The following is a 25,672-nucleotide window of genomic DNA, read 5'->3' as shown; positions in this document are numbered from 1 at the left end:
TGCGCCCCGCAGGCGGTCAACTTAGCTCAAAGACTGAGGTTGCGGTCGCTGGCGCGGATAAATTCGCGCTTGAGCGCGTCGAAATCGTGCACGGCAGGGAACTGGGGAAACTCCCGGATCACGTTTTCGGGGGCGTGGAACAGAATCCCCGCATCGGCTTCGGCCAGCATAGTGGTGTCGTTGTAGGAGTCGCCGGCGGCGATAACCCGGTAGTAAAGCGACTGAAACGCCAGCACCGACTGGCGCTTGGGGTTTTTCTGCCGCAGCTGATATCCGGTGATGCGGCCGCTTTCGGCCTCCACCTCGAGCTTGTGACAGAACAGCGTGGGAAAGCCCAGCTGGCGCATCAAAGGCTGCGAGAACTCGTAAAAGGTGTCTGAGAGAATCACCACCTGAAAGCGCTCGCGCAGCCAGTCGATAAAGTCCCGCGCCCCGTCCAGCGGGCTGAGTTTGGCGATGGTGCGCTGAATTTCCGGCAGGGTCAGGCCGTGCTCATCAAGGATGCGCAACCGCTGCTGCATCAACTCGTCATAATCGGGAATATCACGGGTCGTTGCCTTCAACTCTTCGATGCCGGTTTCCTCGGCAAAAGCGATCCAAATCTCGGGGACCAGCACCCCCTCCAGGTCAAGGCAGGCGACTTCCACAGGCATACTCCTCACTGTTGTTGCGGTTAACAGCAGCGGACTCTACCCTGCTTTAACAGAGCGCGCAATCGGGCTCAGAGCACCGGCAGCTCCATATCAGCGAAGAGCGCGTCCAGTTCGGCCCGGGTGGAGCAGGCCACGGCCTGATCCACCAGCTCCGGCGTCAAGTGAGGCGCAAACCCCTGTATGAAGTCGTACATGTAGCCGCGTAAGAAGGTCCCGCGGCGAAAGCCAATCTTGGTGGTGCTGGGCTCGAACAGGTGGGAGGCGTCAAGACAGACAAGATCGCTGTCGGCCTCAGGCTCGTAAGCCATACTGGCGATAATCCCGACCCCCAACCCCAGACGCACGTAGGTTTTAATCACGTCAGAATCCACCGCGGTAAACACCACCTTGGCCTCAAGCCCCTGGTGGGAAAACGCCTCGTCCAGCTTGGAGCGCCCGGTAAAGCCGAACACGTAGGTGACGATCGGAAAGCGGGCCACATCGGCCAGCTTTAACTTGCTGGACTGGGTAAGCGGATGGTCACGGGGCACCACGATGGCACGATTCCAGCGATAGCAGGGCATCATCGTCAGGTTGCTGAAGTGCGCCAGCGCCTCGGTGGCAATGGCGAAATCGACGGTTCCGTCGGCCGCCATTTCCGAGATCTGCACCGGCGTACCCTGGTGCATGTGCAGGGACACCTCCGGGTAGTCCCGGATAAAGCCGGCTATCACCCGCGGCAGCGCGTAGCGCGCCTGGGTGTGGGTGGTAGCCACCGCCAGGCTCCCCTTCTTTTCATCGCTGAATTCCTGGGCGACCTGCTTGATGGTTTCCACCTTGCGCAGGATGTCCTCAGCGATGCCGAGAATGGATTCCCCTGCCTGGGTGACCCGGGTCAGGTGCTTACCGCTACGGGCGAAGACCTCGACACCCAGCTCATCCTCCAATAACCGAATTTGCTTGCTGATTCCGGGCTGAGAGGTAAACAGACTCTGCGCCGTGGCAGAAACATTCAGGTCGTGTTTAGCGACTTCGCAGATATAACGCAGTTGCTGAAGCTTCATGGGCGCCGCTCAGGTTAAGAATAAAAGTGGGGAGAACTATACGTTTTTAGAATAAACGATAATCCCAGTGGCGCAAATTGCCCCTGCGCCCTACCCCCTCAGCTGTGCGGTAAGGCGACGGATCTGCTCTTCCTGAGAGGCATTTTTTTTCTGCAATCCCGACACTTTGGCCAGGGCCCGAACCGCCTCGTCTTCCCGCTCCTTGAGCGCATTGCGCAACTCAGACTCCTTACGCAACGCATCGGCGTTACACTGGGACAGGCGCTGATGCTCCTGACGCAACTGACCCTCCAGCTCCTTGACCCTCTCCTCCAACCTCTTGGCCTGGTTGGTGGCGCTCAGCAGCTTGGTATTGAGCTGGGTAATCTGCCGGGACTGGCTGCCAGTGTCAGAACGCATAACCTTAAGTTCCACCTCCAATCCTTTGATCTGGCCCTTTAGCGTCTCGATTTTCACCTCTTTTTTAGCCAGCTCGCTACGCAGGTCATGCAGATTTTTGGTAAGCGCAGCCTCCTTCTTGCCGGTTTCATCGCGCAGCTTATCCAGGTGCTGCCGGTACTGCGCAGTTTCCGCCTCAGCCTTGGCGACCAGCTCCTGGCCACGGTACTGCTCATCCCTTAACCGGTTATCAAACGTACGGCGCGCATCATCCTGCAGTTTGAGCTCACGCTTAAGGTCGTTGCGGGCATCGAGCAACTTCTCTTCCGCCTGTTTCCGCTGACTGACTTCACTGGCAAGCACATTTTTCAGGGTCGATATTTCCGCCTCCAGCACCTTGATCTGACTTATATTTTCATCGTTGATCACCTGCTGGCGCTTGTACCCATCCTGAAGAGTCTCATAATCCAGCTGACTCGGCCCAGGCACCGACTCTGACGCCTGGCTCAAAACGCTGAGCGCAGTTTCCAGGTGAACACGCTCGGACTTTAGCTGGCTCGACGCCTCACGCACAGCGTCCTGCCAAAGGATCTGCATGGCCCGGCTCAACGCATCAGGCGGACTCCCCGCCCCCGCAGGCGAGAGCACCATTCGTCCCCGAAGGCTCTGCCACCAAGCATTCAGTGTTTGCTCGAGAAGTGTATCCGCGGGTTCCAGATTAAATCGTTGAACCATGTTCTCAGGGGTCGGCTGTACACCTTGCCTTAACAGGCTGTCAGCCAGCTCGTGAACCAACTCGGGGGTCAACTGGGTGCCCATTTGCCTCAAACTCCCTTTGCCTCAAATTCCCTTTCTCGCCACCCTGAATGACAGAGCGCAAAAAACCTCAAAAACGACAACCGCACCTTAAGCCCGTGCCAATTCCTCTAATACCCGCTCGAGCCCCTCTTCCAGAGATGCGCGCACGCAGAGCCGTTCGCCGCTGCCCGGAAGACGGATACGCAACTCAGCCGCATGCAGAAACAAGCGCCTCACACCGGTGGATTTTAGCGTGCGATTCAAGACTTCATCGCCGTACTTTTCATCCCCAATGATTGGATGACCGGCATACTGCGTATGCACCCGTATCTGATGGGTTCGCCCGGTAATGGGCTTTGCCTCCACCAGGGAGGTTTCGCCATAATGTGCGAGCACCCGAAAGTCGGTCCGGGATTCCTTGCCGTCGGCCTGCACCCGCACGATTCGCTCCCCCGATTTGAGCTCGTTTTTCTTCAAAGGAGCCTCGACCTTGGTCTTGCGCTTAGGCCAGCGCCCCGCCACCAAGGCGTGATAGATCTTATCCACCCGGTTGCGGCGCAGATCCTCATGCAACGCCTTAAGCGCACTGCGCTTCTTAGCTACCATCACGCACCCGGAGGTGTCCCGGTCTAGGCGATGTACAAGCTCCAAAAACTTGGCCTGGGGTCGCATCTGCCGCAAGGCCTCAATCAGCCCCAGGTTGACGCCACTGCCACCGTGCACCGCCAGCCCCGAGGGCTTATTGATGACCAGCAACTGATCGTTCTCAAACAAAACGGCTCGCTCCAGGGCCTCACTCAAGCCAAGGCTCGGTTTGGCGACGACCGGCGACTCGCTAGTTCGCACCGGCGGGATCCGGATCATATCGCCCACCGCAAGCCGGTACGGAGCTTTTACCCGGCCTTTGTTTACCCGCACCTCGCCTTTGCGCAGGATACGATAAACCAGTGTTTTGGGGGCTCCTTTAAGACGGGTAATCAAAAAATTATCGATTCGCTGACCCGCTTGATCCTCGGTAACTTCGACCCACTGGACCTTAGCCGAGGGCGCTTCCGATTTTGCTGTCATATTAATGGGATATGGTTCCGTTGAGTTTGCTGGAGGGGGCAATAACTGCTATATTGCGACGTCGCCTGATAGGTTTGGTCCGGCCTGAAAATTCGGCCGAGATAGCCAGCCCGGCGATAACGGGTAGCATTGTAACGCAAACCTGCCGAGCCACGCAGGGGAAATACCGGTTACCCACTGACAGACATGTTCATCGGTAATAGCCCTCCGGGCTGTTACCTTAAAGCAAGTCGCGCCTCCTACAGCAACGCGATTGTGAATTGATTTATGCCTTGTGTTCAGGTGAAGACGCACGGCGACCCGAGGATGGTAGGCGCTCCGGCCAACTGCCGGACCCACCGCGAATATTAGTCTGAAACGAGAGACTTATCCGAGACGGTTGCTGATTCCTTCACTGAGAGGTTATTTAACGCCAGACAGCGCGCGGCCTTGGCCGCCCCATGCTTAGACTATTGAAATCTGGGAAAAACTGACTGCACGCATAAACATATCGATTCGTAAATTCGGTACCTGTTGACTGAAGTGAGGTGCGTTTATTCACAGTTGAGCTGAATAACCACCTATGAAAAGAATGCTTATCAATGCAACTCAACAGGAAGAGTTGCGCGTAGCCCTGGTCGATGGCCAGCGGCTCTACGACCTGGATATCGAATCCGGCGCCCGGGAACAGAAAAAGGCCAATATTTACCTTGGCAAAATCACCCGGGTTGAGCCCAGCCTCGAAGCCGCCTTCGTTGACTTCGGGGCCGAGCGGCACGGCTTCCTGCCTCTCAAAGAAATCTCCCGGGAGTATTTCAGCAAGACCGACACCAAGGGCCGGGTGAACATCAAGGATGTTATCCGCGAAGGCCAAGAGGTCATCGTCCAAGTCGACAAAGAGGAACGCGGCAACAAGGGCGCGGCCCTGACAACCTTTATCAGCTTGGCCGGGCGTTACTTGGTACTGATGCCCAACAACCCGCGCGCCGGTGGGATTTCCCGCCGTATCGAGGGTGAAGAGCGCAACCAGCTGCGCGAGGCGCTCAACGAGGTCAAGGTACCCGACGGCATGGGCGTGATAGTACGCACCGCCGGCATCGGCCGCTCCAGCGAGGAGCTGCAGTGGGACCTGGATTACCTGGAGCAGCTGTGGACCTCAATTAAGGACGCCGCCAACAAGCCCGCTCCTTTCCTGATCTACCAGGAAAGCAACGTCATCATCCGCGCCATCCGCGATTACCTGCGCCAGGATATCGGCGAGGTTCTGATCGACAACCCCGAGGTTCATCAAGAAGCGCTGAGTTTCATTCAGCACGTCATGCCCGGCTACCAGAACAAGATCAAGCTCTACGAGGACAGCACGCCGCTCTTCAACCGCTTCCAGATCGAATCCCAAATCGAGAGCGCTTTCCAGCGGGAAGTGCGGCTACCCTCCGGTGGTTCCATCGTCATCGATCCCACCGAGGCGCTGGTCTCCATCGACATCAACTCGGCGCGCGCCACCAAGGGCGGCGACATCGAGGAGACTGCCCGCCAGACCAACCTGGAGGCCGCTGAGGAGATCGCAAGACAGCTGCGCCTGCGCGACATTGGCGGCCTGATTGTCATCGACTTCATCGACATGACGCCGGTGCGCAACCAGCGGGAAGTTGAAAACCGCATGCGCGACGCCCTCAAGGTGGATCGCGCCCGGGTCCAGCTGGGCCGTATCTCTCGCTTCGGCTTGCTGGAGATGTCCCGCCAGCGGCTGCGCCCCTCCCTCGGGGAGACCAGCGGAATCGTCTGTCCTCGCTGTAACGGCCAGGGCACCATCCGCGACGTCGGCTCACTGGCCCTCTCCATCATGCGCCTGCTGGAAGAAGAGAGCGCCAAGGAGCGTACCGCCCAGATCCGCACCATCGTGCCGGTTAACGTGGCCACCTTCCTGCTGAATGAGAAACGCACCAACATCAGCGAAATCGAGCAGCGCCACCAGGTTGAAATCATCGTGGTCCCCAACCCGAACATGGAGACCCCTCACTACGAGGTGATCCGCCTGCGGGACGACAACGTCGTGGCCAACGGAAATGACGCCAGCTACGAAATGACCCCCGATGTTCAGGATGACTCCGAGGAGTTCAGCGCCCCGGCGCCCATCCAGCGCCCTGAAGCAGCCGTCAAGGGGGTGACACCCAGCACGCCGGCCCCCTCCCCCGCCCAACGCCCGGCCCCTCAACCCGAGCGCGCCAAGCCCCAGGAGCCCGCGCTGACCAAGCGCCTGCTCTCTGCCATCACCAGCTTTTTCAGTAGTGACGAGGAGCAGCCGCAACCCCGCAAGGAGACCCGCGACACCAAACCCGCCCCGGCCGCAAAACGCGAAAGCGAGCAGCGGGACGACGACGGACGCGGACGCAACCGTCGCCGCAGGGGCGAAGGGGATCGGCGCAACAGTGGCCGGGACGGCAGCCGGCGCCAAGAAAGCGGCCGCAAGGCCCCCGGTGAACGCAGCGAGCGCTCAGGGAAGCCCCAGGACGACACGGAGAAGAGCAGCCGTCGCAATCGCCGCAGCCGCAGCGGTGACAGCAACCGAGACCAGAGAGGCGATCGCCCCGAAAGCACTCAAAGCGAACGCAGCTCCCAAAAAGGCAGCCGCAAGCCGGTCGAAGCCAAGGAAATTGCTGATAATCTGCCGACCAACGACGTCGACACAACTAATGCTGCCGAAGACAAGCCAAGCCGCCGCTCACGGGGCGCCAAACGCCGTCGCGACCGCGCCGGTCGCCGTAGCGGCGAGCGCGGAAGCCGGGAGGCAGTAAAGGCGCAGATTGCTGCGGAAGATGCAGCCAAGCAGGATGCGCCGGCAGCGTCTAACGAACAGCCCCAGTTGGAGCAGGTACAGGCAGCGGCCGAATCTGCCAGCCCGCAAGCGAACAACGCTGCGAAGGCTGTCGAGGTCGATCGTGCGCAAAGCGAGCAAACGCCTAAAGCAGCGCCGGAAGCAGTCGAGCCGGAAGCAGTCGATAAGGGCGCGGTAGAGCCCAAGAAAGAGCAGCCAGAAGCAGAGGCTCCTGTAGCCAAGGCCGCGCCTCAGGACCAGAAATCCGAAAAAACAGCTGGGAGCGAAACCGATACCAAAGCAGTGGAACCTAAGGGCACCCGCGCCGAACCTAGCGCAGAGGCCGAGGCGGACAAGACCGCTGCCGCGACGGAACACACGCCCGAGCCTGTTGCGGAGCCGGCCGAAGCAACGGAAGAGAAGCCCCGGCGGCGCAGTCGCCGCGCGCCCAACGACCCGCGTGAGGTACGTCGTCGCAAGCGCGCCGAAGAGGAGGCTCGACGCAAAGCGGAGGCCGCTGCCACGGAAGACTCCGTAGCCAATCCGCCCGCAGCAAGCGGCGAGCCTTCGCCGGCCGAGGAGGTCTCCGGCGACAAGCCCACCGAAGCACCCGCACCGTCGGAACCGAAACCCGCGATCAAAAGCGAGGATATAGCGCCGGCTACTGAGGATGCCTCTGCCACAGAAGAAGAGCGTAACCACCCCGCGGCGGGTTAAAACCGGCGCTGAAGCGCGCCAACTCAGGTTCGCTTAGGCAACAAAAAATCCCCCGCGGCTCGCGCCTCGGGGGATTTTTTTATCAAGCGTTGCCGCTAGGGCACAGTGGCTTTCACTGCTTGCAAGGGGTGGCTACTGACACTCCGGATCTGCGCCATCTATCAATCCATCACCGTCGTTGTCGATCCCGTCGCTACACTTCCTCTTGCCTTTCTCTCCGCTGGCACCACCGTCACCACCCGTGCCGCCACCTCCGCCACCGCCGCCACCGCCGTCACCACCTTTGGCAACCAACTCGACGGCAATCTGCTGCACACCCACATTGTTGCTCGCATCGGCCGCACGGGCCTCGAGGGTATACACGCCAAGATTCAGCTTGCGGGTGTTCCAGGTGCAGTTCAGCTGAGCGGCATCCTGGACTGAACATAGCCGGGTCCTATTAACACCGGGACCGGAGTAGAAGATCTCCATTCCGGTAACGCCGACGTTGTCCGCGGCCTCCGCGATAACCGATACGCGGCCGGGTAGCACCTGCGCTCCCGCCGCGGGCTCCACAAATGCCACCGCAGGCGCCTGCGTATCCACGTTGTCGCCACCCGGGACGGTGGCAGAAGCGATGTTCGAGTAGGCGGAGAAACCGGCCTCTCCCTTTGCCTTTACCCGATAATCGTAAGTACTACCCGCAGTGACGTTCAGGTCCGAGTAGCTCAGACTGGTCCAGTCGGCGATGATAACGTTCCAGAGGTCGGCGCCGCTTAAGCGCCGTTCCAAGGTATAGCCCTGGGTCAGGGTACTGTTATCCACCCAGGACACGGTAATACCGCCCCAGGGCTCCTGCCCGGTCGCCCCGTGAGGCTGGGCCACTAGATCAGTGGGTGCGGGGGGCAGCGGCATATCACCTTTGGGCCGCAACAAGCTTGCGGTGGCCATGCCGCCGGCCACCCAGCCGGCGTCGTTGATAGCTCGTCCTGAGTTGACCACCGGTCCGGGCGGATCGATCAGGTCCTCCAGCAAGTGCGTTTGGTTGAGGCTCTTAATATAGATCGCCCCTCTCACCGCATTGAATATACCGAGATCCCCCACCAGGTCCCCCGAGGTATTCAGATCCCAAGCAACATCAAAGGCACTGCTACTCCAGTGGGTCAGCCACTCATTGGCCAACTGCGCCTGGCCTGCGCCTTTGATGACGCGACCGGCGCCGTCGGTGAAGGGAAAGACCAAGGTTGAGCCGACGGTTTGGACGCTGTTGATGGCGCTGACGTCAAACACTTGGGAATCAACCGGATTACCCAGCCCCTCTACGACCAACACAGCGCCGTTCGGCTGAATGGTCGCCCTGAGGGCTTGATTGTTATCGCCCCTGACGCTTCCCGCCACCACGTTGTTGTTGTTGATATCTACAGGGATAAAGGAGAGCGCCAAGGGGTTCAGCGAGCGGTTGGCGAAGTCATACACCATCGGCTGAGGCGCTGCCCCCAGTACCCGGGTATACCCCACCGCGACCCCTGCATCGTTGAGCGCATAGATCCGGCCGGCGTCCCCCCCGGGCAGCAGCCCAACGTCCACCGTCTCGGTCACCGTACCTGAGGCCGTATCGTAGACCCAGATCAGAGGGTTGCCGAGATCGCGGAGCTGGTCGGTAGATTCGGGACCTAAGGCGTCTCCCGCGATAATCACCTGCCCATTGCTGCGCTCGGTGATGTCCACCGCCACATGATGGGGCCACAACGCACTTAAATCAGGAAGCAAGCGAACACCGTTTTCCTGCGTATAAATGAAGGCTTCAAACTGACCGTCGATCAGCACATAGCCTACCGCATCGCCGGTTTCGTTGAGCGCCAGGGCTGAACTGATGCCGGCACCGGGAAACCGCTGGGCCAACATACTCCCCAAGGGGATGTGTTCATAAACAGGCAATGCATCCAGTGCGCGCCCGGGAGCGCTCACCAAAAGCATGACCCACAAAGCCAAAAAAGCAGGCAGGGACGCCACCCTGCGCCCAATCCACGCATCCTTCATACTCAAGATCCCTCTAATACATTTATGCGTATTTTCAGAATAGACACTGCCCCGCCCTTCGCCATTGGGCGAAAGGCCACTGCTGCGCCCTGCTTGCACCGCGCAGCAGCGGCCCCAAGCGCAAGAGGGAATTAACTCGAAGAAAACAATGGGGAATAACCGAAAAGCTAGGGTATTATGCCGTCGGTCATCGGCAGGGCTTATTTTTGGCTTAAAGTTGCCAGGAGACGAAAAAAAGAAGGCTCATCAGTAGACGCGGGGCTCAATCTCAAGGCCGACCCCAAAACGGGCTTGAATGTCCGCCTGAATGCGGCCGGCAAGACGCAAGACGTCCTCACCTCGTGCCCCCCCCCGATTCACAAGCACCAGCGCTTGAGCCTCGTGGACGGCGACACCACCATCGCACACCCCTTTCCAGCCAGCCTTCTCGATCAGCCAACCTGCTGCCAGCTTAACCCCCTTGGGGTCCGGGAAGGCCACCAGCTCCGGGTATTGCGTCTTTAACTGTGAAAACTGCCCCTCGGATACCACAGGGTTCTTGAAGAAGCTACCGACGTTAGGCAGTTGCGCCGGATCGGGCAGCTTGGCCCGACGCAGGGCCACCACGGCATTGAATAGATCCCGGGGGCCGGGAGACTCCAGATGGGATAGCGCCTGGGCCAGGGCGCCGTAGGCTAAGTTAAGGCGGGGCTTGCGGCGCAAGCGAAAGGTCACTTGAGTAATAACATAACGGTCGCGCCCGTCACGCTTGAAAACGCTGTCCCGGTAGCCAAAGCCGCACTGCGCTCGCGTAAAACGCCGCAGCTTACCGGTAGTGCGGTCTATGGCCTCCAGCTCGTGGAAAAAATCCTTTATTTCAACCCCGTATGCGCCAATATTCTGGATGGGCGAAGCCCCGACCGTGCCCGGTATCAGCGCCAGATTCTCCAGCCCGTACCAGCCCTGCATCAGGCAGTGCTCCACAAACCCGTGCCAGCTCTCACCAGCCGCAGCGCTGACCTCGACCCATTCGCCATCCAGCGGGCGATGGGAAATCCCGGCCAGCGCTATTTGCAGGCACAGACCAGGGAAATCCCGGGTCAGCACCAGATTGCTGCCACCGCCCAACACAAGCAGGGGCCAACGTTGTTCACGGGCGAGCTCGATCGCTTCGCGCGCCTGGTCAAGCTGATCGGCCCGCAGAAACCTGAGGGCCCGCGCGGGCAGATGCAGGGTATTCTCGTCGCGCAGGGCGCGGTTAGTTTCCAGTGAAATCACAGCCGCTGCAGCCGCTGGTTGATTTCGACCAGCAACCCCCGCGCGGCGCCTTCCACCAAGTCCAGAACCTGGTCAAAACCATCAGCCCCGCCATAGTAGGGGTCAGGCACCTCTGACGGCGCACCGGAACCGGCAAATTCGAGGAACAGCTGGACCCGTGCCCGCCCACCGGCGGGGGCCAGGTCGCGAAGATCAGCCAGGTTGCTGTTGTCCATTGCCAGTATGTAATCGAAGCGCTGGAAGTCCTCCGGCTCGACCTGGCGTGCGCGCAACGCGGAGAGATCATACCCTCTGCGCACGGCCGCCTCCCGGGTTCTCGGATCTGGTGCTTTTCCGATGTGATAGGCGGCAGTACCGGCCGAGTCAACGGCAACGCGCCCTTCGAGCCCTGCTTCCTCAATCAGCCGCAGGAAAACCCCGTGCGCAGTGGGCGAACGGCAGATATTGCCAAGACAGACGAACAGAACGGAGAGCGCTTTGCCGGTGGTCATGATAGCTACCTACCGCGGCAGAAGCTGGCTACGGCACGATCGCTGTTGAGGATGTGGCCGCTCAGCCACTGGTGCACGAACTCAAGCAGCTCAATACTCAGTACCTTGTCGCCACGTTCAAGTGCGGCGATCTTCCTCTGCACAGCGGCCAATAGCGCCTCGTGCTCCTGCTGGTGCTGAGCCAGCCCCGGGTAGTTCACCTCCCGCATCAACGACTCTTCGGCATAAAAGTGCTCGCGGGTATAGGCCACCAGCTCCTCGAGCACCGGCATCACGCTCTGGGACGCATTACCCTGACAAACGGCCTGGTAGAGTTCGTCCAACAACTCGAACAGGCGCCTATGCTGGCTGTCGATTTCCTCATTGCCAATGGCGTACTCGTCCCGCCACAGATATTTAGCAACCAATTAAAATTCCTCGTCGATCTGGATCAGCCGGCCAACAGCGCCCTGACCCGTGCCAGGTCTTCAGGCGTATCGACCCCGGCGGGGGGCGCTTCATCGGCCTCGGCGACGTGAATCTGGGCACCGTGCCACATGGCGCGCAGTTGCTCCAGGCACTCCGTCTGTTCCAGCGGGCACGGCGGCCAGCGGACAAAATCGTTCAGCAATTTAACCCGATAGGCGTAGATCCCGATATGGCGTTGAAAGCCATAACCTTGGGGCAGCGCCTCAAGCGCGTCGTCGGCCATGGCATCCCGCGGCCAGGGAATGGGAGCGCGGCTGAAGTAGAGGGCCCGCCCCTGCTGGTCAGCCACCACCTTCACCACATTCGGATTTTTAAACGTCGCCAGGTCCTCGATCGGCTCTGACAAGGTTGCGATGCTGGCAGCCGGCTCAGCGGCCAGGTTATGAGCCACCTGGTTGATAATCCGCGGCGGAATCAACGGCTCATCCCCCTGGACGTTCACCACGATGTCGTCCGCGTAGAGCCCGAGCCGGGTGACCACCTCCTGCAGACGGTCGGTGCCCGACGGGTGCGCCGCATCGGTCATCACCACCTCGGCGCCGAAGCCCTTGGCAACCGACTCAATCCGTGGGTCGTCGGTTGCAATTACCACCCGCGCCGCCTCGCTCTCCAGCGCCCGCCGGTACACATGTTCGATCATCGGCCGGCCAGCGATATCCTGCAGGGGCTTGCCCGGCAAGCGCGAAGATGCGTAACGGGCAGGAATGATGACGGAAAAGATCACCTATTTGCGCTCCCGCTCCGCCGGCGTCAGCTCACGCGCCTCGGCCTCCAGCATCACGGGGATACCGTCCCGAATGGGATAAGCCAGCCCGCTGGCGCGGCAGAACAGCTCGTTGCTTTCCTTGTTCCACTCTACCGGTGCTTTAGACACGGGGCAGACGAGAATATCCAGTAGTTTTTTGTCCATCGTCGATTTACCTAGGGTTTCAGGGCCGCTATTCGCCCGCTGAGGCTATCAAAAAACGCCGGCGAGATCTCCGCCTCAACGGCCAGATAATACCTGCCGGGCGCGGCAAAGGCCCTACATTTTACCGCATCTTTTTCGGTCATGATCACCGGGTGAGGATTGTTAAAGTCCAATTCGGTCTCGGTAAAGGGGTGATGGTCAGGGAAAGGGTGCTCGATGACCTGGTATCCCAGCTCCTTGAGCGCAGAAAAAAAGCGCTGTGGGTTACCGATACCCGCGATCGCGTTAACCGTCCCTAAATGCGGCGTACTCGCCTCTCCCGCCAAACTGTAAAACCTTGCCGGGCGCAACTGCATGCGGTGGGCATGGGGGTAATTCCAGCCCTGACCATTTACCACCACGAAGTCCACCTCCTGCAACCGCTCCGGGGGCTCGCGCAGCGGCCCCACGGGCAGGCAGTGGCCGTTGCCGAGCCCGCGCTGACCGTCCACCACTGCAATTTCCAGATCCCGGTGGAGCGCATAGTGCTGCAGGCCGTCGTCGCTAAGTATCAGGTCGCAGTCAGCAGTCTCCAGCAGCGCCTTGGCCGCCGCGCTGCGGTCGGCGTCGATCACCAGCGGACACCCGGTCCGCCTGACCAGCATCAACGGCTCGTCCCCCGCTTCGACCGGCGAGTCGTCCGGACTGACCCGCCAGGGGTAGCGGGGCGCCTTGGCGCCATAGCCCCGGCTGATCACGCCGGGGTTGAAGCCCGCCTGCCGCAGATGCTCGATCAGAGCCACTGTCAGAGGCGTCTTGCCGGTTCCGCCGATGCTGATATTGCCCACCACGATCACCGGCACCGGCGCCCGCCAGACGCTCTTTTCACCGCGACTAAACTGCTGCCGCCGGCGGCGCGCCAGGACGCTGAAAAGGTGCTCGAGCGGCGCAAGCGGCCGCAGCCAGGCGCGCGGGCCATACCAGGCCTGCTCCAGCCACCGCATAACTTAGGGGGTGGCCTCGGGGCTGCGGGTGGTGATGGAGAGATGAACGAACCCCAGTTGGCCGGCGGCGTCCATGGCGGTCACCACGCTCTGGTGAGGCGAGCTGGCGTCCGCCGTGATCACCAGAGGTACATCCTTATCGTTGCGGGCTGCCTTGCTGATGGCTTTTTTGAGCGTGCTCAGTTGCGCATTGACCAAGGTGTCGCCGTTAACCGCGTACTGACCTTCAGCGGTGATGCTGATGTCGACGATCCGAACCTGGGACTCCGCCTCCTGTCCCGAGGCCTTGGGCAAGTCAATTTTCAGGTGGGTTTCCCGAGTAAACGTCGTGGAAACCATAAAAAAGATCAGCAACAGGAAAACAACATCGATGAGCGGGGTCAGGTTGACACTGACCTCCTCGCTGGTCTGGCGTTTGAATTTCACGAGGCGGCCTGTTCAAAATCTACTTCGCGATCGCCGTGCACCACTTCGACCAATTTCACGGCTTCCTGCTCCATCTCCACCACCAAGGAGTCGACGCGGCGCAGGAAATAACGGTGCATAACCACCGCCGGGATAGCCACGCTCAGCCCCGCCGCGGTAGTAATCAGCGCTTCGGAAATGCCACCGGCAAGCACCCCTGCATTACCGGTCCCCTGAATCATGATCTCACTGAACACTTTGATCATGCCCACCACGGTACCCAGCAGGCCCAGCAGCGGCGAGACCGCGGCGATGGTGCCCAGCGGGTTGAGAAAACGCTCCAGCTCGTGAATCACCTTGGATGCCGCTTCCTGGATGCTCTCTTTCATCACCTCGCGACCGTGCTTTGAGTTATTCAGCCCGGCAACGACAATCTGCCCCAGCGCCGAAGAGGCACGAATACCCGCCAGTTGTTCACGACTCAGGGCGCCCTTCTGAATCTGAGCCCAGACGTCCGCCACCAAATGCTTGGGCGCCACGCGCTGGCGCCGCAACGTCCAGAAACGCTCAACCCCAATGCCCAGTGCGGCTACCGAGCAAAGCAATATCGGCACCATCAACCAACCGCCGGATTTCACCAGTTCAAGCACAGCTAACTCCTCTCGAAAAAACCGCGCTAATGTACCACAAAATCATTTCAAACCTTAGTCCCACCAGTACCGCAAAGTGCGCTCGGTATAGCCCTGGATGCGCTCCGGCTGACCCAGGTCAACCTCCAGGGTGACCGCCCCCAGGGAGGCTGTTTCCAGCAGCTCAGCACCGGCCGCACGGTAACGCGCCCGCACCTGGGGATGGGGATGATTGAACGGGTTTCGGTAACCGGCGCTGAACAACACCCTGCGCGGCTGAACCGCGGCGACCCAGGGCGGACTCGAGGAAGATCGACTGCCGTGGTGAGGCGCGACCAGGGTATCGGCCCGCAGCACCCCGGCCCCGCCGGTGACCAGCGCCGCCTCCACCGCCGCCTCGATGTCACCGGTAAGCAGCAGGCTGTGGCGCCCGTTGTTATCCACCCGCAACACGCAGGAGCGATTATTCTCGTTCCCCGGTGCCCTCGCTCCTGGGTGCAGCACCTGGAAACTGACGCCGTCCCAATTCCAGCTCTCTCCTGCCCGACAGGCCACCTCTTCGCCGGACCCGCTCCCCCGCCAAAGTGACGCCACCTCCACCGCATCGCGCACCGCGTGCAGCCCCCCGGCATGGTCGTTGTCATTGTGACTGATCACCAATCGGTCCAGCCCGGTAACACCCGCCTGACGAAGGTAGGGCACGATAGCCGCCTGTGCCGCGGTAAAGCCCGAGGGATAACCCGGCCCGGTGTCATAAAGCAGCCGGTGAGCTGCCGTTTCAACCAACACGGACAAGCCCTGGCCGACATCCAACATCACCACCCGAAATCCCCCGTGGGCGGGTGCCTGGCTGGCAGGAACCAGCAATGGCAGCGCCAGCACTCCGGCCAACCCGATACGCGCCTTCCCCCCGGGAGAGAGCCCTACCACTACCGCCAAGGCCGCCAGCACCAGCCCCCAGCCCGCGGCCACCCGTGGATGCCACGCCTGCCCACTGTCCCTCGATCAAGGCCAGCCCAGCCATGCCGTGTTCTAAAAGACTCGCCGCCAGCCCTAGCCCGGCAGAACCCGGGCCTGGAGCCAACGCCAGCACCAACAAGGCCGCCAACGCCAAGGGCAATACCAACAAACTGACATAGGGAATCGCGATCAGATTGACCAAAGGGGCCAGCCAGGGCACCTGTTGAAAGTAGAACGCCAGAGGTGGCGCGAGACCGACGAACACCGCACCCTGCGCCCCCAGGAGGCCGCGTGCGCGCCCCGGGGGCTGCAAACGACCGCAAAACAGATAAAGCAACACCCCGGTAGCCGTAAAAGAGAGCCAGAACCCGGCTCCCCTTGGCGCCAAGGGATCAATCAACAAGACCAGCACCAGGGCCATCAGCAGGCGCTGGCTCGCGCCAAAACGACGTCCGCCACCGAGTGCGAACAACAGCGTTCCCACCATCACCAGCGCCCGTTGTGTCGGCAACGAGAGACCGGCCAGCAAGGCATAAGCGGCAGCTCCCAAAAGCCCCACTCCAACCGCGAGCCGACGCCCCCTCAGCAGGCCGCCACCCCAAACCCGACTGACAGCGAGCCGGGTCGCCGAAAACAGCACCATCGCCACCAGGCCTATGTGCAAGCCGCTGATCACCACCAGATGGACGGTCCCGGTCTCCCGAAGGCGCCGCCACTGAGCTTCGCTCAAACCGCGCCGGTCACCCAGCAGCAACGCCCGCAACAGTCCGGCGCCCGCCCTCTTCGCGGGGCAGTCCAACCACCGTCCCCCGGGCTTCGAGATCGCGCCCCTCCCAGGCCAAAGGCAACCGGTGCTCGAGGGACCAGAGGCCCCACCCCAGCCCCCAGCACACACCAAAAACCAGCGGAATGAGCGGCCGTAACGGCGTGCAAAACAGCCCCAGAATTGCCGACACCAGCAAGGCTGCAAGCCCCCACACCGAAGGCAGTGCCGGCCAAAAGGCCACCGACGCCAATCCCAAGGCAAACCTGATCATCCGTGATCCCCAATTTCGCGGGCTTCCTTGGCTTAACGGCCCTTAACGTGCATAATTCGCCCATATTTCATGAAGAATAGCCCGTCACCCAACCCATGCCCCGTCGTATTATCAAGCGTTACCTACCCGACGAGGCGAAGATCAAAGAACACCCCCATCTCAGCAAACTGGGGTCGCTGCTTCACGATCCGAACCTCTGGCATTTAAACCGCTCGTCGGTTTCGCTAGCGTTTTTGGTGGGCGTCTTCTGCGCGTTTCTCCCCATTCCCATGCAGATGCTGGTCGCAGCACTGCTAGCCATCTGGGTAAGGAGCAACCTGCCGGTCTCCGTGGGCCTGGTGTGGATTACCAACCCGCTGACCATGCCGCCGATTTTTTATTTCACCTACAAAGTGGGCGCACTGCTGCTGGATCGCCCCGTACGTGAAATTCATATCGAACTTTCCCTGGCCTGGCTGACACAGGAGGTCTCGCAGGTGTGGTGGCCGCTGCTGTTGGGATCGGTGGTCTGTGGAGTGATCTTCGCGGTATTGAGCTACCTGGCGGTACGCTATCTCTGGGTTTGGCACGTCGGCCGAAGCTGGCGGCGGCGCCAGAAAGACCGCAGCCGCCGCGGCTAAACCACCCTTTTCGAATCAAGCCGGACGGATAACAGGTACTCGCCGGCGGGGCTCAGGCATCTTCCACCAACCGGCCATCTTCAAGTCGCAACACCCGGTCCATGCGGGCAGCGAGCTGGGGGTCGTGGGTGACGATAATAAATGCAGTATTGAGGGTCTGGTTGAGTTCCAGCATCAAGGACTGAATGTCTTCGGCCGTATGCCGGTCAAGGTTGCCAGTGGGCTCGTCCATCAGGACGGTCTCGGGGTGGGCCACCAGTGCGCGGGCGATGGCCACCCGCTGGCGTTCACCGCCACTGAGCTGGGCCGGCTTGTGCTCCAAACGCTCGCTAAGACCGACCCGGGACAACATCTCCTGCGCCCGCTGGCGCAGTTCATCAATTGGCGTACGGCCGAGCAGCAGCGGTATCGCCACGTTTTCCAGGGCAGTAAATTCGGGAAGCAGATGGTGAAACTGGTAAACGAACCCCAGGCTTCGGTTGCGCAGCGCCGCCCGCTGGTTCTCACCCAGGGGCGCGAGATCCTTGCCGCAGATCGACACCTCGCCCGCACTGGGCGTATCCAGCCCGGAGAGCAGGTTCAACAGGGTGCTTTTTCCTGAACCGGAGCTGCCGACGATGGCAATCCGGTCTCCCGCCGCCACCTCCAGATTGATCCCGCTCAACACTTCCAGCACCGCCTCGCCTTCGCTGTAGCGTTTGACCAGTTCGCGGCAGCGGATAACGATCTCTTTACTCATAACGCAGCGCCTCCGCCGGCCGGGTCTGGGCGGCCCGGTAAGCCGGGTAAAGGGTGGCCAACAGACTGATCAGCAACGAGCTGCCACAGATAAGCACGACGTCTTCCAGCCGCAGTTGTGACGGCAGATAACTGATGAAATAGACCTCCGCACTGAGAAACTGAATGTTGAACAGGCGCTCGATGGCGGCGACGAGGTCGGTCACCGTGAGCGCCAGCAGCACCCCCAGGGCCGTACCGGCAAGGGTGCCGACGACACCGATAAAGCCCCCCTGAATCATAAAGGTGCGCATGATGGTTTTGGAGCTGGCACCCATGGTACGCAAAATGGCGATATCCGAGCGTTTGTCGGTCACCACCATCACCAGGGTGGAAACGATATTGAACGCGGCCACGGCGACGATGATAAAAAGCAGCAGCCCGATCATCTTCTTCTCCAACTGAATAGCCTGGAAAAGGTTGCCGTGAGTGCGGGTCCAGTCACTGCTCCGGTAGTTCGGCCCCAGCTGGCGGGCGATGTCCCGTACCTGGTAAGGGGCGTTGAAAAGGTTATCAAACTTGAGTCTGACGCCTTCCACCGCCGTTCCCATCCGCTTGATCCGCGCGGCGTCCTCGATGTGGATGTACGCCATCGAAGCGTCAAGTTCAGCGCCCACCTTGAAAACACCGACCACGGTAAAACGTTTCAGGCGGGGGAACACCCCAGCCACCGAAATTGAGGCTTCGGGCAGGACCAGGGTGACTTTGTCCCCAAGCCGCGCGCCCAGGGAGCGGGCCAGGATATCCCCGAGAATAATGCCAAACTCCCCCGGCTTCAGGTTTTCCAGCCGCCCGGCGGGCATATGCTCCTGGATGATCGACACCTGCGGCTCCCACTGAGGGTCGATGCCGTTAACCAGGGTGCCGCGCACTTCGCCCCGGGCAGTGAGCATGCCCTGGGCGTGAATGTAGGGCGCCGCGCCCTCGACAGACGCCATGGGCTCGAGCGTGTCCTGGATCAGCGACTGCCAGTTCTCCAGGTCGCCCTGATACTGGGAGAGGGTGGCATGAGGGACCATCCCCAGGATGCGTTGGCGCAGTTCACGATCAAAGCCGTTCATGACCGACAACACCAGGATCAGGACCGCCACCCCGAGGGTCAGGCCGATCATGGAGACGAGGGAAATGAAGGAGATAAAATGATTGCGGCGTTTGGCACCGGTGTACCTGAGGCCGATAAAAAAGGATACGGGTCTGTACATGGCCCGCATTAAACCACAAGTCCCCGCCACCACCTAGGCTGGCGGGCGGATTTTCATGATATATTAAACCCTTGTATTCAAAGCAAGACGAAGAGTAACAGCGTGCCCCCCACCGAGCGCCGGGAACACTTCCGTATCGACGACGAAGCCCAGGTCGAAGTGCGGGTGATCGACACCCAAATTCAAGACCTTAACGCGTGCTTCCCCCCCTCTCCCGGCTTCGACCTCCAGGCTCAGCTGAGCGCGCTGGACGAAGAGCTGGAGCCGTCACTGCGCCGCATTGCCGAGCAGGACAAGGCCACTGCCAGCGGACTTCGGCTGCTCAACCGCAAGCTAGAATGTCTGACAGCGGCTTTGTGCAGCCACCTTAATGCGGAATCAGAAGGCGTAACCGGTCCGGTCACCCTCAGCGAAGGGGGAATATCATTTCTTCGGCCGCAGCCTCTTGAGGTCGGGCAACCATTGGCACTGCGCCTACGGCTGAAGGATGGCGCCGCCCTGCTCTGCCGGGGGCAAGTGATCTACAGCCAGGCGCAAACCGACAACCGGTTTCGCCTCGGCGTACAGTTTATCGAGCTGGACGCGCAGGCCCGCGACCGTATCGTTCGCCGCATGCTGGCTGTCCAGGGCCTGCAACGGCGCCAGGCGAAACGGAGACTCGGCTGATGGCAACCTCCCTGCCCCACGCCCGGGTGGTAGAGGCCTTCGAGTCACTGAACCGGCAACTGGACCACCTGAAGAACTGGCTGGACCGCTCCGACCTGCCGTTCTGGGTGCCGCTTACCGAGGAGGAGCAGGCGCGCGGGCTCGATCCTCGAACCCGGTTGGTCGAGCTTTGCTGCAACCTCTGGTACCGGCACGCCGGTGACGGCCGGCGCACCGACAGCCGCCACGGACTGGTCGCCGCGGACGCTGCGGGACTGGCCTGTGCCCATGCCGTCAACCGGGCCAAGCAGGAGTTCCAGCAGGCACTCGGCGCGCTTCGCCAGCTCGAAAAGACCGACTGGTCAAGGCAACTGGGACGACGCCCCAGCGATCTGCGCGAGGCGCTCAGCAGCAAAGGTTTGGCCAGGCTGCACCTGCGCCAGTGCTATCGCCAGATCCCCTGTACCGATCAGCACCCCGAACGGGTCGGATTTAACTGGTACTGCAGCGGACGAAGCATTCAACGGATCCGCGCGGACAAGGCCCACGCGGCCCTGCTTAAGCTGGATACCCACTCAGCTCATATCCAAGTGCAGCTGGACAAGGTTGCCCGGCTGCCGCCCCATACGGGGCTCGCCAGGGTCCAGCAGCAGGCGCCCCTAATGCGCGCCAACATCGTCCACAGCGACGGTAGCCGCCGGGCCTGCAACCTGTCCCTGCCGCTGTTTTTTGCCTGGGACCCGGCCAGGCCCTTTCCCGATTTCAACCAGCCGACGCTTTCACCGCCGCCAACGCGGCAACGCCGGGTTCGCAGCGATTGCCGCATTGAGGCCACCCCATTTTTACCGAGCCTTCGGGTTCACCGTTACGCTGAGGATATGTCGTGAGCCAGCCAGGACGCAGCGGTCTTCTCTATCACTTGTTGATGGCGCTCGGTTTCATCTTCCTTGTCGCCGCTTTCTACCTGATGCAGTACCTGAACTTTACCGGTTGGGTCGCATCCCTGGGGCCGGTTTCCCACCAGGGTGCCTTCAAAATGGTGGCGGTGATGATCTGGATGACACCGGCTTTTCTCGCCTGGAAACACTATGTCCGCTTCATCAACCGGCGCCTTGAGATCCAGGGACGGTATTACGAGGACACCTACTACGGTACCCAGCCGGACAACGCCACCCCGAAGCCCTCCAATGAGGGCGCCCAACAGGACACCACCAACGATGACCGAACTTAACCCCACGTTCTGCCGCCGGCTGCTGACCGCCTACCTGATTGCCACCGAGGACCGGCCGAGCGTCCCTTCGCTGATGCGGCTCACCGGCTGGCCACGACGCACCCTTCAGGACATCATCAAGGCGCTGCCGGGAATGGGGATCGAACTCCACTTTCAGCAGGATGGCGTGCGCAACAATGACGGTTACTACCGTATCGAGCAGTGGGGACCGATCAACCTGCAGTGGATTGAAAGCCACCACCGGGATCTCGAACAGCTGCTCGGCGTTACCCCCGCACCATGAAACCTGCCGCACCTGTCCGACGCAACTGCCGTGACTGCGCCCACTTTCGGCGCACAGAACAAGGACCGAGGTGCCGGTTCCGCGGCGGCAAACCCAGTGGCATCTGCGCCGTTTTCAAACTTAAATCCCTGCAGAGCCCTCCTTAAAACCGAGTTACGCTGAGCAGAGACGCCGATGGCCGAGCCCGAAGCGCTGTTTCTCGCCCTGGATCAAGGCGGCGGCAGCAGCCGCGCCGCCATTTTTGACGTCCGCGGTGAATGCCTCGCATCGTTCGCTGTTGCCGTCACGACGCGCCATCCGAGCCCCGGACGGGTGGAGCAGTCGCCCGAGGCTTTGGTAGAAAGCCTCCGTCAAGCCGCCGCCCAAACCCTCGCCCAACTGCCACCCGGGTTGCGCGTCAAGGTCAAACGCTTCGGTCTGGCCTGCCAGCGGGCCAGCCTGATCGCCTGGGACCGACTCAGCGGAGAGCCGCTGACGCCCGTTATCAGCTGGCAGGATGTGCGCGGCGCGTCCCCGTTTCATCCTTCCCCTGAGCAGCGCTTCCAACTCCAGCAGCTGACCGGGCTCTACCCCTCTGCCCACCATGGCGCAAGCAAGTTTCGCTGGTGCCTGGACAACCTGCCCAAGGTGCAGGCGGCCGCCAAAAAGGGCAGCCTGTGCCTCTCCCCCCTGGCCGGCTACCTAATGGCAGCGCTGACCGGGTTCGCACGCCCGGCGGCGGTGGACCCGGCATCCGCGCAACGTACCCTGCTTTGGGGCCAGCGGGAGAAGGATTGGCAGCCTGAGTTGCTGCGCAATTTCAACCTCAAACGCCGTTGGTTGCCCGCGCTTGCCCCCTGCATCGGGGACTGGGGACGCGCCTCTTTTGCAGGCACCGAATTGCAGGGAGGCTTCCTGGGAGGCGACCAGGGCGCGGCCCTGTATGCCTCGGGCCGCCCTGACCCCGACGCCCTGGTCAACCTGGGCACCGGCGGGTTCGTGCTCGCTCCCCTTCACGCCCCGCACCCATCCCCCGCACCTCTGCAGCAGTCCTTGCTCCTGACCTGTAGCAACGATGCGAACTGGGCGCTGGAGGGAACGATCCACGGGTGCGGTGCCGCCCTTGAGTGGCTGAGGCGCTACGCCCCCGTGGGCTTTGATGACCGGGACCTCGCCCACTGGCTGCGGGAGGTAACGCAGCCGGCCCTTTTTCTCAATGCCGTCGGCGGCCTGGGCTCGCCTGATTGGCGGAGCGACCTGCAGAGCCGTTTTGTCGGCCCCGCCAGCTTCCCAGCCCGGGCGGCAGGCCTGTTGGAGAGCATCGTCTTCCTTGTGGTGCGCAATCTGGATGTCCTTCAGAAAAAGCACCCGGTCCACCAACTTCGCCTCACTGGGGGCCTGGGAGCCTTGCCCGGTCTCGGGCAGCGGTTGGCGGATCTCAGCGGACTGCCGGTCCTTCGCCCCCTTGAGCGCGAGGCGACGTTAAGGGGCGTGGGTTACCTGTTGGCAGGGTGCCCCGACGGGTGGCGCGGCGCCTCCGCTGAGAGGATTGAACCTGTGGCCAATGCTTCCCTGTTACGGCGCTACCGGCGCTGGCAGACATGCATGGAGCGGCTGCTGAGCCACCCCTAGCTGCTGAACCCCCTTGTGGTAGCAACCTAGCACCCGGGCAGGAGCAGAGAGGCGGTATCCGCCCGAGGCGCGCGCGCCCCCAGGTGCCGTGCAATGACGGCCACCGTCTCCACCGCGGTGACCCGATAGGTGGTTAGTTTACCCCCGTAAAGAGTGATTACGCCCCGCATTCCGTCCCACTCTTCCAGGCGAACGGTGTCGCGGGGCCGGTCGAAAAAACCGCCGTCGGCGCTGGGCAACACCCGCAGTCCGGCATAACGGGTGGTAACCGTGGGGCGCTGGGCGTCAAAGTAACGCGCCAGGGTGGCGAGCAGGTAACGTTCCTCAGCCACCGTAGGCGTGCAGTCGTCGGGATCGCCAAGGTATTGCACTTCGGTGGTACCCAGCAGGGTCCGCCCCTGCCAAGGCATGGCAAACACCCCTCGCCGATCCTCCGCTTCCAGGTAATAAACGGCGCCGCCCAGTTCAGCATCAAGCACCAGGTGCGTGCCCTGCACCATCTCCATTGGGAGGCTTCGGGGCCGAGGGTTTAACCGGTCCATCACCCGGTTCACCCAGGGACCGGTGGCATTTACCAACACCCGGCAGCTTCCCTCGAGGCGCTCCGTGCCCTGCTGCCAGCTGATCCGCCAGCCCCCATTCACCGCTCGCGCTTCGCGAAGTTCCGCCCCCCGGTTCAACTCGACGCCCAGCCCGGCGGCGGAGGCAACCACCCCCCGGGTAAGCAGGCGGTCATCGGTCTGGGCATCCCAGTACCGAAACACCGCCCTCAGCCCGCCCCGTTTCAACTGTGCCGGCAGCGCATCGCTTTCAAGGCCCAGCCGTTCAAAATTCGAGAGATCAGCCCCGGCGGCCAGCATCCGGTACAACCGCAGCCCCAGCCCTACCTGCCAAGGCCGGCGTTGGCTGTTCCGGTACAAGGGAATGAGAAACGGCACCGGGCGCACAAGGCCCGGCGCAATTCGCAGCAATACCGACCTTTCGGCCAGCGCTTTGCGCACCAGGGACCACTGGCCGGACTCCAGGTAACGCAACCCCCCGTGGATCAGCTTGCTGGAGCGGCTGGAGGTTCCGTCCCCCCAGTCCCGCCGCTCAAGTAAGAGCACGGAGTAGCCCGCCGCCGCGGCCGCCTGGGCCACTCCCGCACCCTGGATTCCGCCGCCGATCACCGCAATTTCAAATTCCCGTGGTTCCACCTTTACTCCCCGCAAGGGCGGCCAGCATCTCGCCAATCGCATCGGTTTCGATAAAGTGAGAACCGCGGGCGGCCAATGCTTGCGCCCGCGCGGGATCGGAGATTTCATACAGGGCCAGGCGCGGCACCCGCGGCGGGTACTCGATCCCCAGCGGCAGGCGGCGCTGGTCAAGAAACACCACTTCCGGCTCCAGCTCCTGCACCGTGGGTCTGCGCATATCCGCCCAGCGGCTCAACACCGGCCCCAGGCGCTTCCAGCCGCGCGCCTTGGCCGCCCGCAGTACAAAGCAGGAGAAACTGATCAATACGGTGCGCTCAGCAATCGGCGCCAGTCGTGGCAGCACGGTTTCAAGCACCGCTGCCGTGCCGAACACCTTTAACGGCAGGCGCTTGATCTCCAGGTAGAGGGTAATCCGGGGGTGACCGCTGACCAGCGCCACCAGCTCCTCCAGGGTAAGGATCTCCACCCCCTTAAAGCGCCTTCCCAGGCGTTGCGGATCAAAGGGAGAAAGACTCTTGAGGTCTTCCAGAGCGTGGCGGTGCACTACCCCCTGTGCACCACAGAGGCGCTGCAAATTGCGGTCGTGAAACAACACCGGCACCTTGTCCGCACTAAGCTGGAGGTCCGCCTCCAGGTTAAGAGCGCCCGCCTCGATAGCCGCCTCAAAGCCGATGCGGGTGTTTTCCGGAAAGCGGGAAGGATACCCCCGGTGAGCGATGAGACGTTGCGGCCACATCAACCGGTCACACTCCCGAGGGCGAAACCATGGAGGGCGGTCACCTCGGTGGCGCCGGCCACGCCCCCGTTGATGACACCGCCGTGCAGCGCCTCGGCTGCGAAGAGGGCGAAAAGCCCCGACAGAAAGATGGCGTCCATCAAACCTGCCCCACCGATGAAGATGCCTCGCCGGGCAGCCAGGCGCAGGTGTCTGAGCTGGGCCAGGTGGGCCAGGTCCCCACCGATCAGTGTTCCCAGCACCGCTGCGCAATACGCCCCGACCAGGTAGCCTTCACCCTCGAGCAGGCTCGCCCCGAGCGATGCCCCAAGAATCGCCCCGGCCAGGTGAACCACCAGCCCCTGGCCCTTCTCAACCCGGCTGAGCGGGTAGACGATCGTCGCCACCGCCAGCACCAACGCGACCAGGGGAAGCGGCTCGAAGGGATAGCGGTGCAGCAGGTAGAAGCAGAAAAACAGCGGGGTGACACAACCGCCCAGGTTGATGCCAACCGGCACGCGGAGCGGCGATTTGATTTCACCCGCCCCCCGGGGGCCGCTCGCCCCGGGGCGAAGGCTGAACAGCTGAATATTGATGAGGCTAAGTAAAATCGAGAGCGCCATGGCGTAGCCCAGCTCATCGGCGGAGAGATCCAACCTGTGGAAGGCACTCTCCATCACCCCGGTGTAAAAAAAGATTCCCAGCAGCGCCAGGGTAATCACGTAATGCAAACCGCCCGTCCCCGTGACTCCTTCAAACTCAGTATGGTAAGGAGGGCGTGC

Annotated in this window: 26 protein-coding genes and 1 pseudogene; 7 read left to right on the top strand and 20 right to left on the bottom strand. The window is 61.8% G+C overall.

Annotated elements, in window-relative coordinates; all coding sequences use genetic code 11:
- Positions 1 to 26: 26 nt before the first annotated feature.
- From thrH to rluC, 4 genes are all read right to left on the bottom strand, one after another.
- Positions 27 to 647 carry a bifunctional phosphoserine phosphatase/homoserine phosphotransferase ThrH gene (gene thrH, locus JGZ97_RS02900; RefSeq protein ID WP_207061104.1) on the bottom strand — a complete coding sequence of 207 codons (621 nt, stop codon included), beginning with the start codon at positions 645 to 647 and terminating at the stop codon, positions 27 to 29.
- Positions 648 to 721: 74 nt separating this feature from the next.
- Positions 722 to 1,696, bottom strand: a complete 975-nt coding sequence (gene cysB / locus JGZ97_RS02895) for an HTH-type transcriptional regulator CysB (protein ID WP_207061103.1) — start codon at positions 1,694 to 1,696, stop codon at positions 722 to 724.
- A 90-nt stretch (positions 1,697 to 1,786) separates the two neighbouring features.
- Complete coding sequence (locus JGZ97_RS02890) at positions 1,787 to 2,893, bottom strand: DNA-binding protein (protein WP_207061102.1); 1,107 nt, start codon at positions 2,891 to 2,893, stop codon at positions 1,787 to 1,789.
- Positions 2,894 to 2,980: 87 nt separating this feature from the next.
- Positions 2,981 to 3,940, bottom strand: a complete 960-nt coding sequence (rluC, locus tag JGZ97_RS02885; protein WP_207061236.1) for a 23S rRNA pseudouridine(955/2504/2580) synthase RluC — start codon at positions 3,938 to 3,940, stop codon at positions 2,981 to 2,983.
- A gap of 562 nt (positions 3,941 to 4,502) precedes the next feature.
- On the opposite strand from rluC, the gene rne reads away from it, so the two are divergent.
- The gene (gene rne, locus JGZ97_RS02880; RefSeq protein ID WP_207061101.1) at positions 4,503 to 7,451 is read left to right on the top strand and encodes a ribonuclease E; all 2,949 of its coding nucleotides are present in this window, start codon (positions 4,503 to 4,505) and stop codon (positions 7,449 to 7,451) included.
- 132 nt (positions 7,452 to 7,583) lie between these two features.
- Here rne and JGZ97_RS02875 read toward each other — a convergent pair whose 3' ends face one another.
- The 11 genes and pseudogenes from JGZ97_RS02875 to JGZ97_RS18435 all read right to left on the bottom strand — a co-directional run.
- Entirely contained in the window at positions 7,584 to 9,332 is a 1,749-nt protein-coding gene (locus JGZ97_RS02875; RefSeq protein ID WP_207061100.1) for an Ig-like domain-containing protein, read from the bottom strand.
- Positions 9,333 to 9,716: 384 nt separating this feature from the next.
- The gene (gene murB / locus JGZ97_RS02870) at positions 9,717 to 10,727 is read right to left on the bottom strand and encodes a UDP-N-acetylmuramate dehydrogenase (RefSeq protein ID WP_207061099.1); all 1,011 of its coding nucleotides are present in this window, start codon (positions 10,725 to 10,727) and stop codon (positions 9,717 to 9,719) included.
- Positions 10,724 to 11,218: a low molecular weight protein-tyrosine-phosphatase gene (locus tag JGZ97_RS02865; RefSeq protein WP_207061098.1), complete on the bottom strand. Its 495-nt coding sequence runs from the start codon at positions 11,216 to 11,218 to the stop codon at positions 10,724 to 10,726. Before JGZ97_RS02865 ends, murB begins: the two co-directional genes overlap by 4 nt.
- Before the next feature lie 5 nt (positions 11,219 to 11,223).
- Positions 11,224 to 11,625: a bacteriohemerythrin gene (locus JGZ97_RS02860; protein WP_207061097.1), complete on the bottom strand. Its 402-nt coding sequence runs from the start codon at positions 11,623 to 11,625 to the stop codon at positions 11,224 to 11,226.
- A 23-nt stretch (positions 11,626 to 11,648) separates the two neighbouring features.
- The gene (kdsB, locus tag JGZ97_RS02855; RefSeq protein WP_207061096.1) at positions 11,649 to 12,410 is read right to left on the bottom strand and encodes a 3-deoxy-manno-octulosonate cytidylyltransferase; all 762 of its coding nucleotides are present in this window, start codon (positions 12,408 to 12,410) and stop codon (positions 11,649 to 11,651) included.
- Complete coding sequence (locus JGZ97_RS02850; protein WP_207061095.1) at positions 12,411 to 12,596, bottom strand: Trm112 family protein; 186 nt, start codon at positions 12,594 to 12,596, stop codon at positions 12,411 to 12,413.
- A gap of 11 nt (positions 12,597 to 12,607) precedes the next feature.
- A complete protein-coding gene (gene lpxK / locus JGZ97_RS02845) occupies positions 12,608 to 13,579 on the bottom strand; it encodes a tetraacyldisaccharide 4'-kinase (RefSeq protein WP_207061094.1) in 972 nt (323 codons plus the stop codon).
- 3 nt (positions 13,580 to 13,582) lie between these two features.
- Positions 13,583 to 14,005 (bottom strand): biopolymer transporter ExbD, encoded by a 423-nt coding sequence (locus tag JGZ97_RS02840; protein ID WP_207061093.1) that lies wholly within the window; start codon positions 14,003 to 14,005, stop codon positions 13,583 to 13,585.
- Positions 14,002 to 14,634, bottom strand: coding sequence for a MotA/TolQ/ExbB proton channel family protein (locus JGZ97_RS02835; RefSeq protein ID WP_207061092.1), 633 nt, complete (start codon positions 14,632 to 14,634; stop codon positions 14,002 to 14,004). Before JGZ97_RS02835 ends, JGZ97_RS02840 begins: the two co-directional genes overlap by 4 nt.
- Before the next feature lie 54 nt (positions 14,635 to 14,688).
- Positions 14,689 to 15,585 (bottom strand): ComEC/Rec2 family competence protein, encoded by an 897-nt coding sequence (locus tag JGZ97_RS02830; RefSeq protein ID WP_370583982.1) that lies wholly within the window; start codon positions 15,583 to 15,585, stop codon positions 14,689 to 14,691.
- A 61-nt stretch (positions 15,586 to 15,646) separates the two neighbouring features.
- Positions 15,647 to 16,468 (bottom strand): annotated as a pseudogene (locus tag JGZ97_RS18435) (ComEC/Rec2 family competence protein); the annotation flags it as partial.
- Positions 16,469 to 16,705: 237 nt separating this feature from the next.
- On the opposite strand from JGZ97_RS18435, the gene JGZ97_RS02820 reads away from it, so the two are divergent.
- Positions 16,706 to 17,230, top strand: a complete 525-nt coding sequence (locus JGZ97_RS02820; RefSeq protein ID WP_207061089.1) for a DUF2062 domain-containing protein — start codon at positions 16,706 to 16,708, stop codon at positions 17,228 to 17,230.
- 52 nt (positions 17,231 to 17,282) lie between these two features.
- On the opposite strand, the gene lolD is transcribed toward JGZ97_RS02820, so the two are convergent.
- Together lolD and JGZ97_RS02810 are read right to left on the bottom strand one after the other, a co-directional pair.
- Positions 17,283 to 17,969 carry a lipoprotein-releasing ABC transporter ATP-binding protein LolD gene (gene lolD, locus JGZ97_RS02815; protein ID WP_207061088.1) on the bottom strand — a complete coding sequence of 229 codons (687 nt, stop codon included), beginning with the start codon at positions 17,967 to 17,969 and terminating at the stop codon, positions 17,283 to 17,285.
- The gene (locus JGZ97_RS02810; protein WP_207061087.1) at positions 17,962 to 19,209 is read right to left on the bottom strand and encodes a lipoprotein-releasing ABC transporter permease subunit; all 1,248 of its coding nucleotides are present in this window, start codon (positions 19,207 to 19,209) and stop codon (positions 17,962 to 17,964) included. Before JGZ97_RS02810 ends, lolD begins: the two co-directional genes overlap by 8 nt.
- 102 nt (positions 19,210 to 19,311) lie before the next feature.
- Here JGZ97_RS02810 and JGZ97_RS18430 point away from each other — a divergent pair, with 102 nt between their 5' ends.
- The 5 genes from JGZ97_RS18430 (at position 19,312) to JGZ97_RS02785 (ending at position 22,979) form a co-directional block, all read left to right on the top strand.
- Positions 19,312 to 19,875 carry a PilZ domain-containing protein gene (locus JGZ97_RS18430; protein WP_207061086.1) on the top strand — a complete coding sequence of 188 codons (564 nt, stop codon included), beginning with the start codon at positions 19,312 to 19,314 and terminating at the stop codon, positions 19,873 to 19,875.
- Positions 19,875 to 20,741, top strand: a complete 867-nt coding sequence (locus JGZ97_RS02800; RefSeq protein WP_207061085.1) for a DNA replication terminus site-binding protein — start codon at positions 19,875 to 19,877, stop codon at positions 20,739 to 20,741. The genes JGZ97_RS18430 and JGZ97_RS02800 overlap by 1 nt, the downstream gene beginning before the upstream one ends.
- Positions 20,738 to 21,085, top strand: coding sequence for a hypothetical protein (locus JGZ97_RS02795; protein ID WP_207061084.1), 348 nt, complete (start codon positions 20,738 to 20,740; stop codon positions 21,083 to 21,085). The genes JGZ97_RS02800 and JGZ97_RS02795 overlap by 4 nt, the downstream gene beginning before the upstream one ends.
- Complete coding sequence (locus tag JGZ97_RS02790; protein WP_207061083.1) at positions 21,072 to 21,368, top strand: helix-turn-helix domain-containing protein; 297 nt, start codon at positions 21,072 to 21,074, stop codon at positions 21,366 to 21,368. Before JGZ97_RS02795 ends, JGZ97_RS02790 begins: the two co-directional genes overlap by 14 nt.
- Before the next feature lie 174 nt (positions 21,369 to 21,542).
- Positions 21,543 to 22,979 (top strand): FGGY family carbohydrate kinase, encoded by a 1,437-nt coding sequence (locus tag JGZ97_RS02785; RefSeq protein WP_207061082.1) that lies wholly within the window; start codon positions 21,543 to 21,545, stop codon positions 22,977 to 22,979.
- 26 nt (positions 22,980 to 23,005) lie between these two features.
- Here JGZ97_RS02785 and JGZ97_RS02780 read toward each other — a convergent pair whose 3' ends face one another.
- The 3 genes from JGZ97_RS02780 to JGZ97_RS02770 are packed head-to-tail and all read right to left on the bottom strand — an operon-like array spanning position 23,006 to position 25,612.
- Entirely contained in the window at positions 23,006 to 24,175 is a 1,170-nt protein-coding gene (locus tag JGZ97_RS02780) for an FAD-dependent oxidoreductase (RefSeq protein WP_207061081.1), read from the bottom strand.
- Positions 24,156 to 24,911, bottom strand: coding sequence for a glycerophosphodiester phosphodiesterase family protein (locus JGZ97_RS02775; RefSeq protein WP_207061080.1), 756 nt, complete (start codon positions 24,909 to 24,911; stop codon positions 24,156 to 24,158). Before JGZ97_RS02775 ends, JGZ97_RS02780 begins: the two co-directional genes overlap by 20 nt.
- Positions 24,911 to 25,612, bottom strand: coding sequence for a DUF1614 domain-containing protein (locus tag JGZ97_RS02770; RefSeq protein WP_370583990.1), 702 nt, complete (start codon positions 25,610 to 25,612; stop codon positions 24,911 to 24,913). Before JGZ97_RS02770 ends, JGZ97_RS02775 begins: the two co-directional genes overlap by 1 nt.
- Positions 25,613 to 25,672 lie beyond the last annotated feature (60 nt).

The sequence above is a fragment of the Motiliproteus sp. SC1-56 genome (genome assembly GCF_017309075.1).
GTDB lineage: Bacteria > Pseudomonadota > Gammaproteobacteria > Pseudomonadales > Balneatricaceae > Motiliproteus.
The sequence above is the reverse complement of the archived record's forward strand: the minus strand, read 5'-3'. Positions and strand labels throughout refer to the sequence as shown.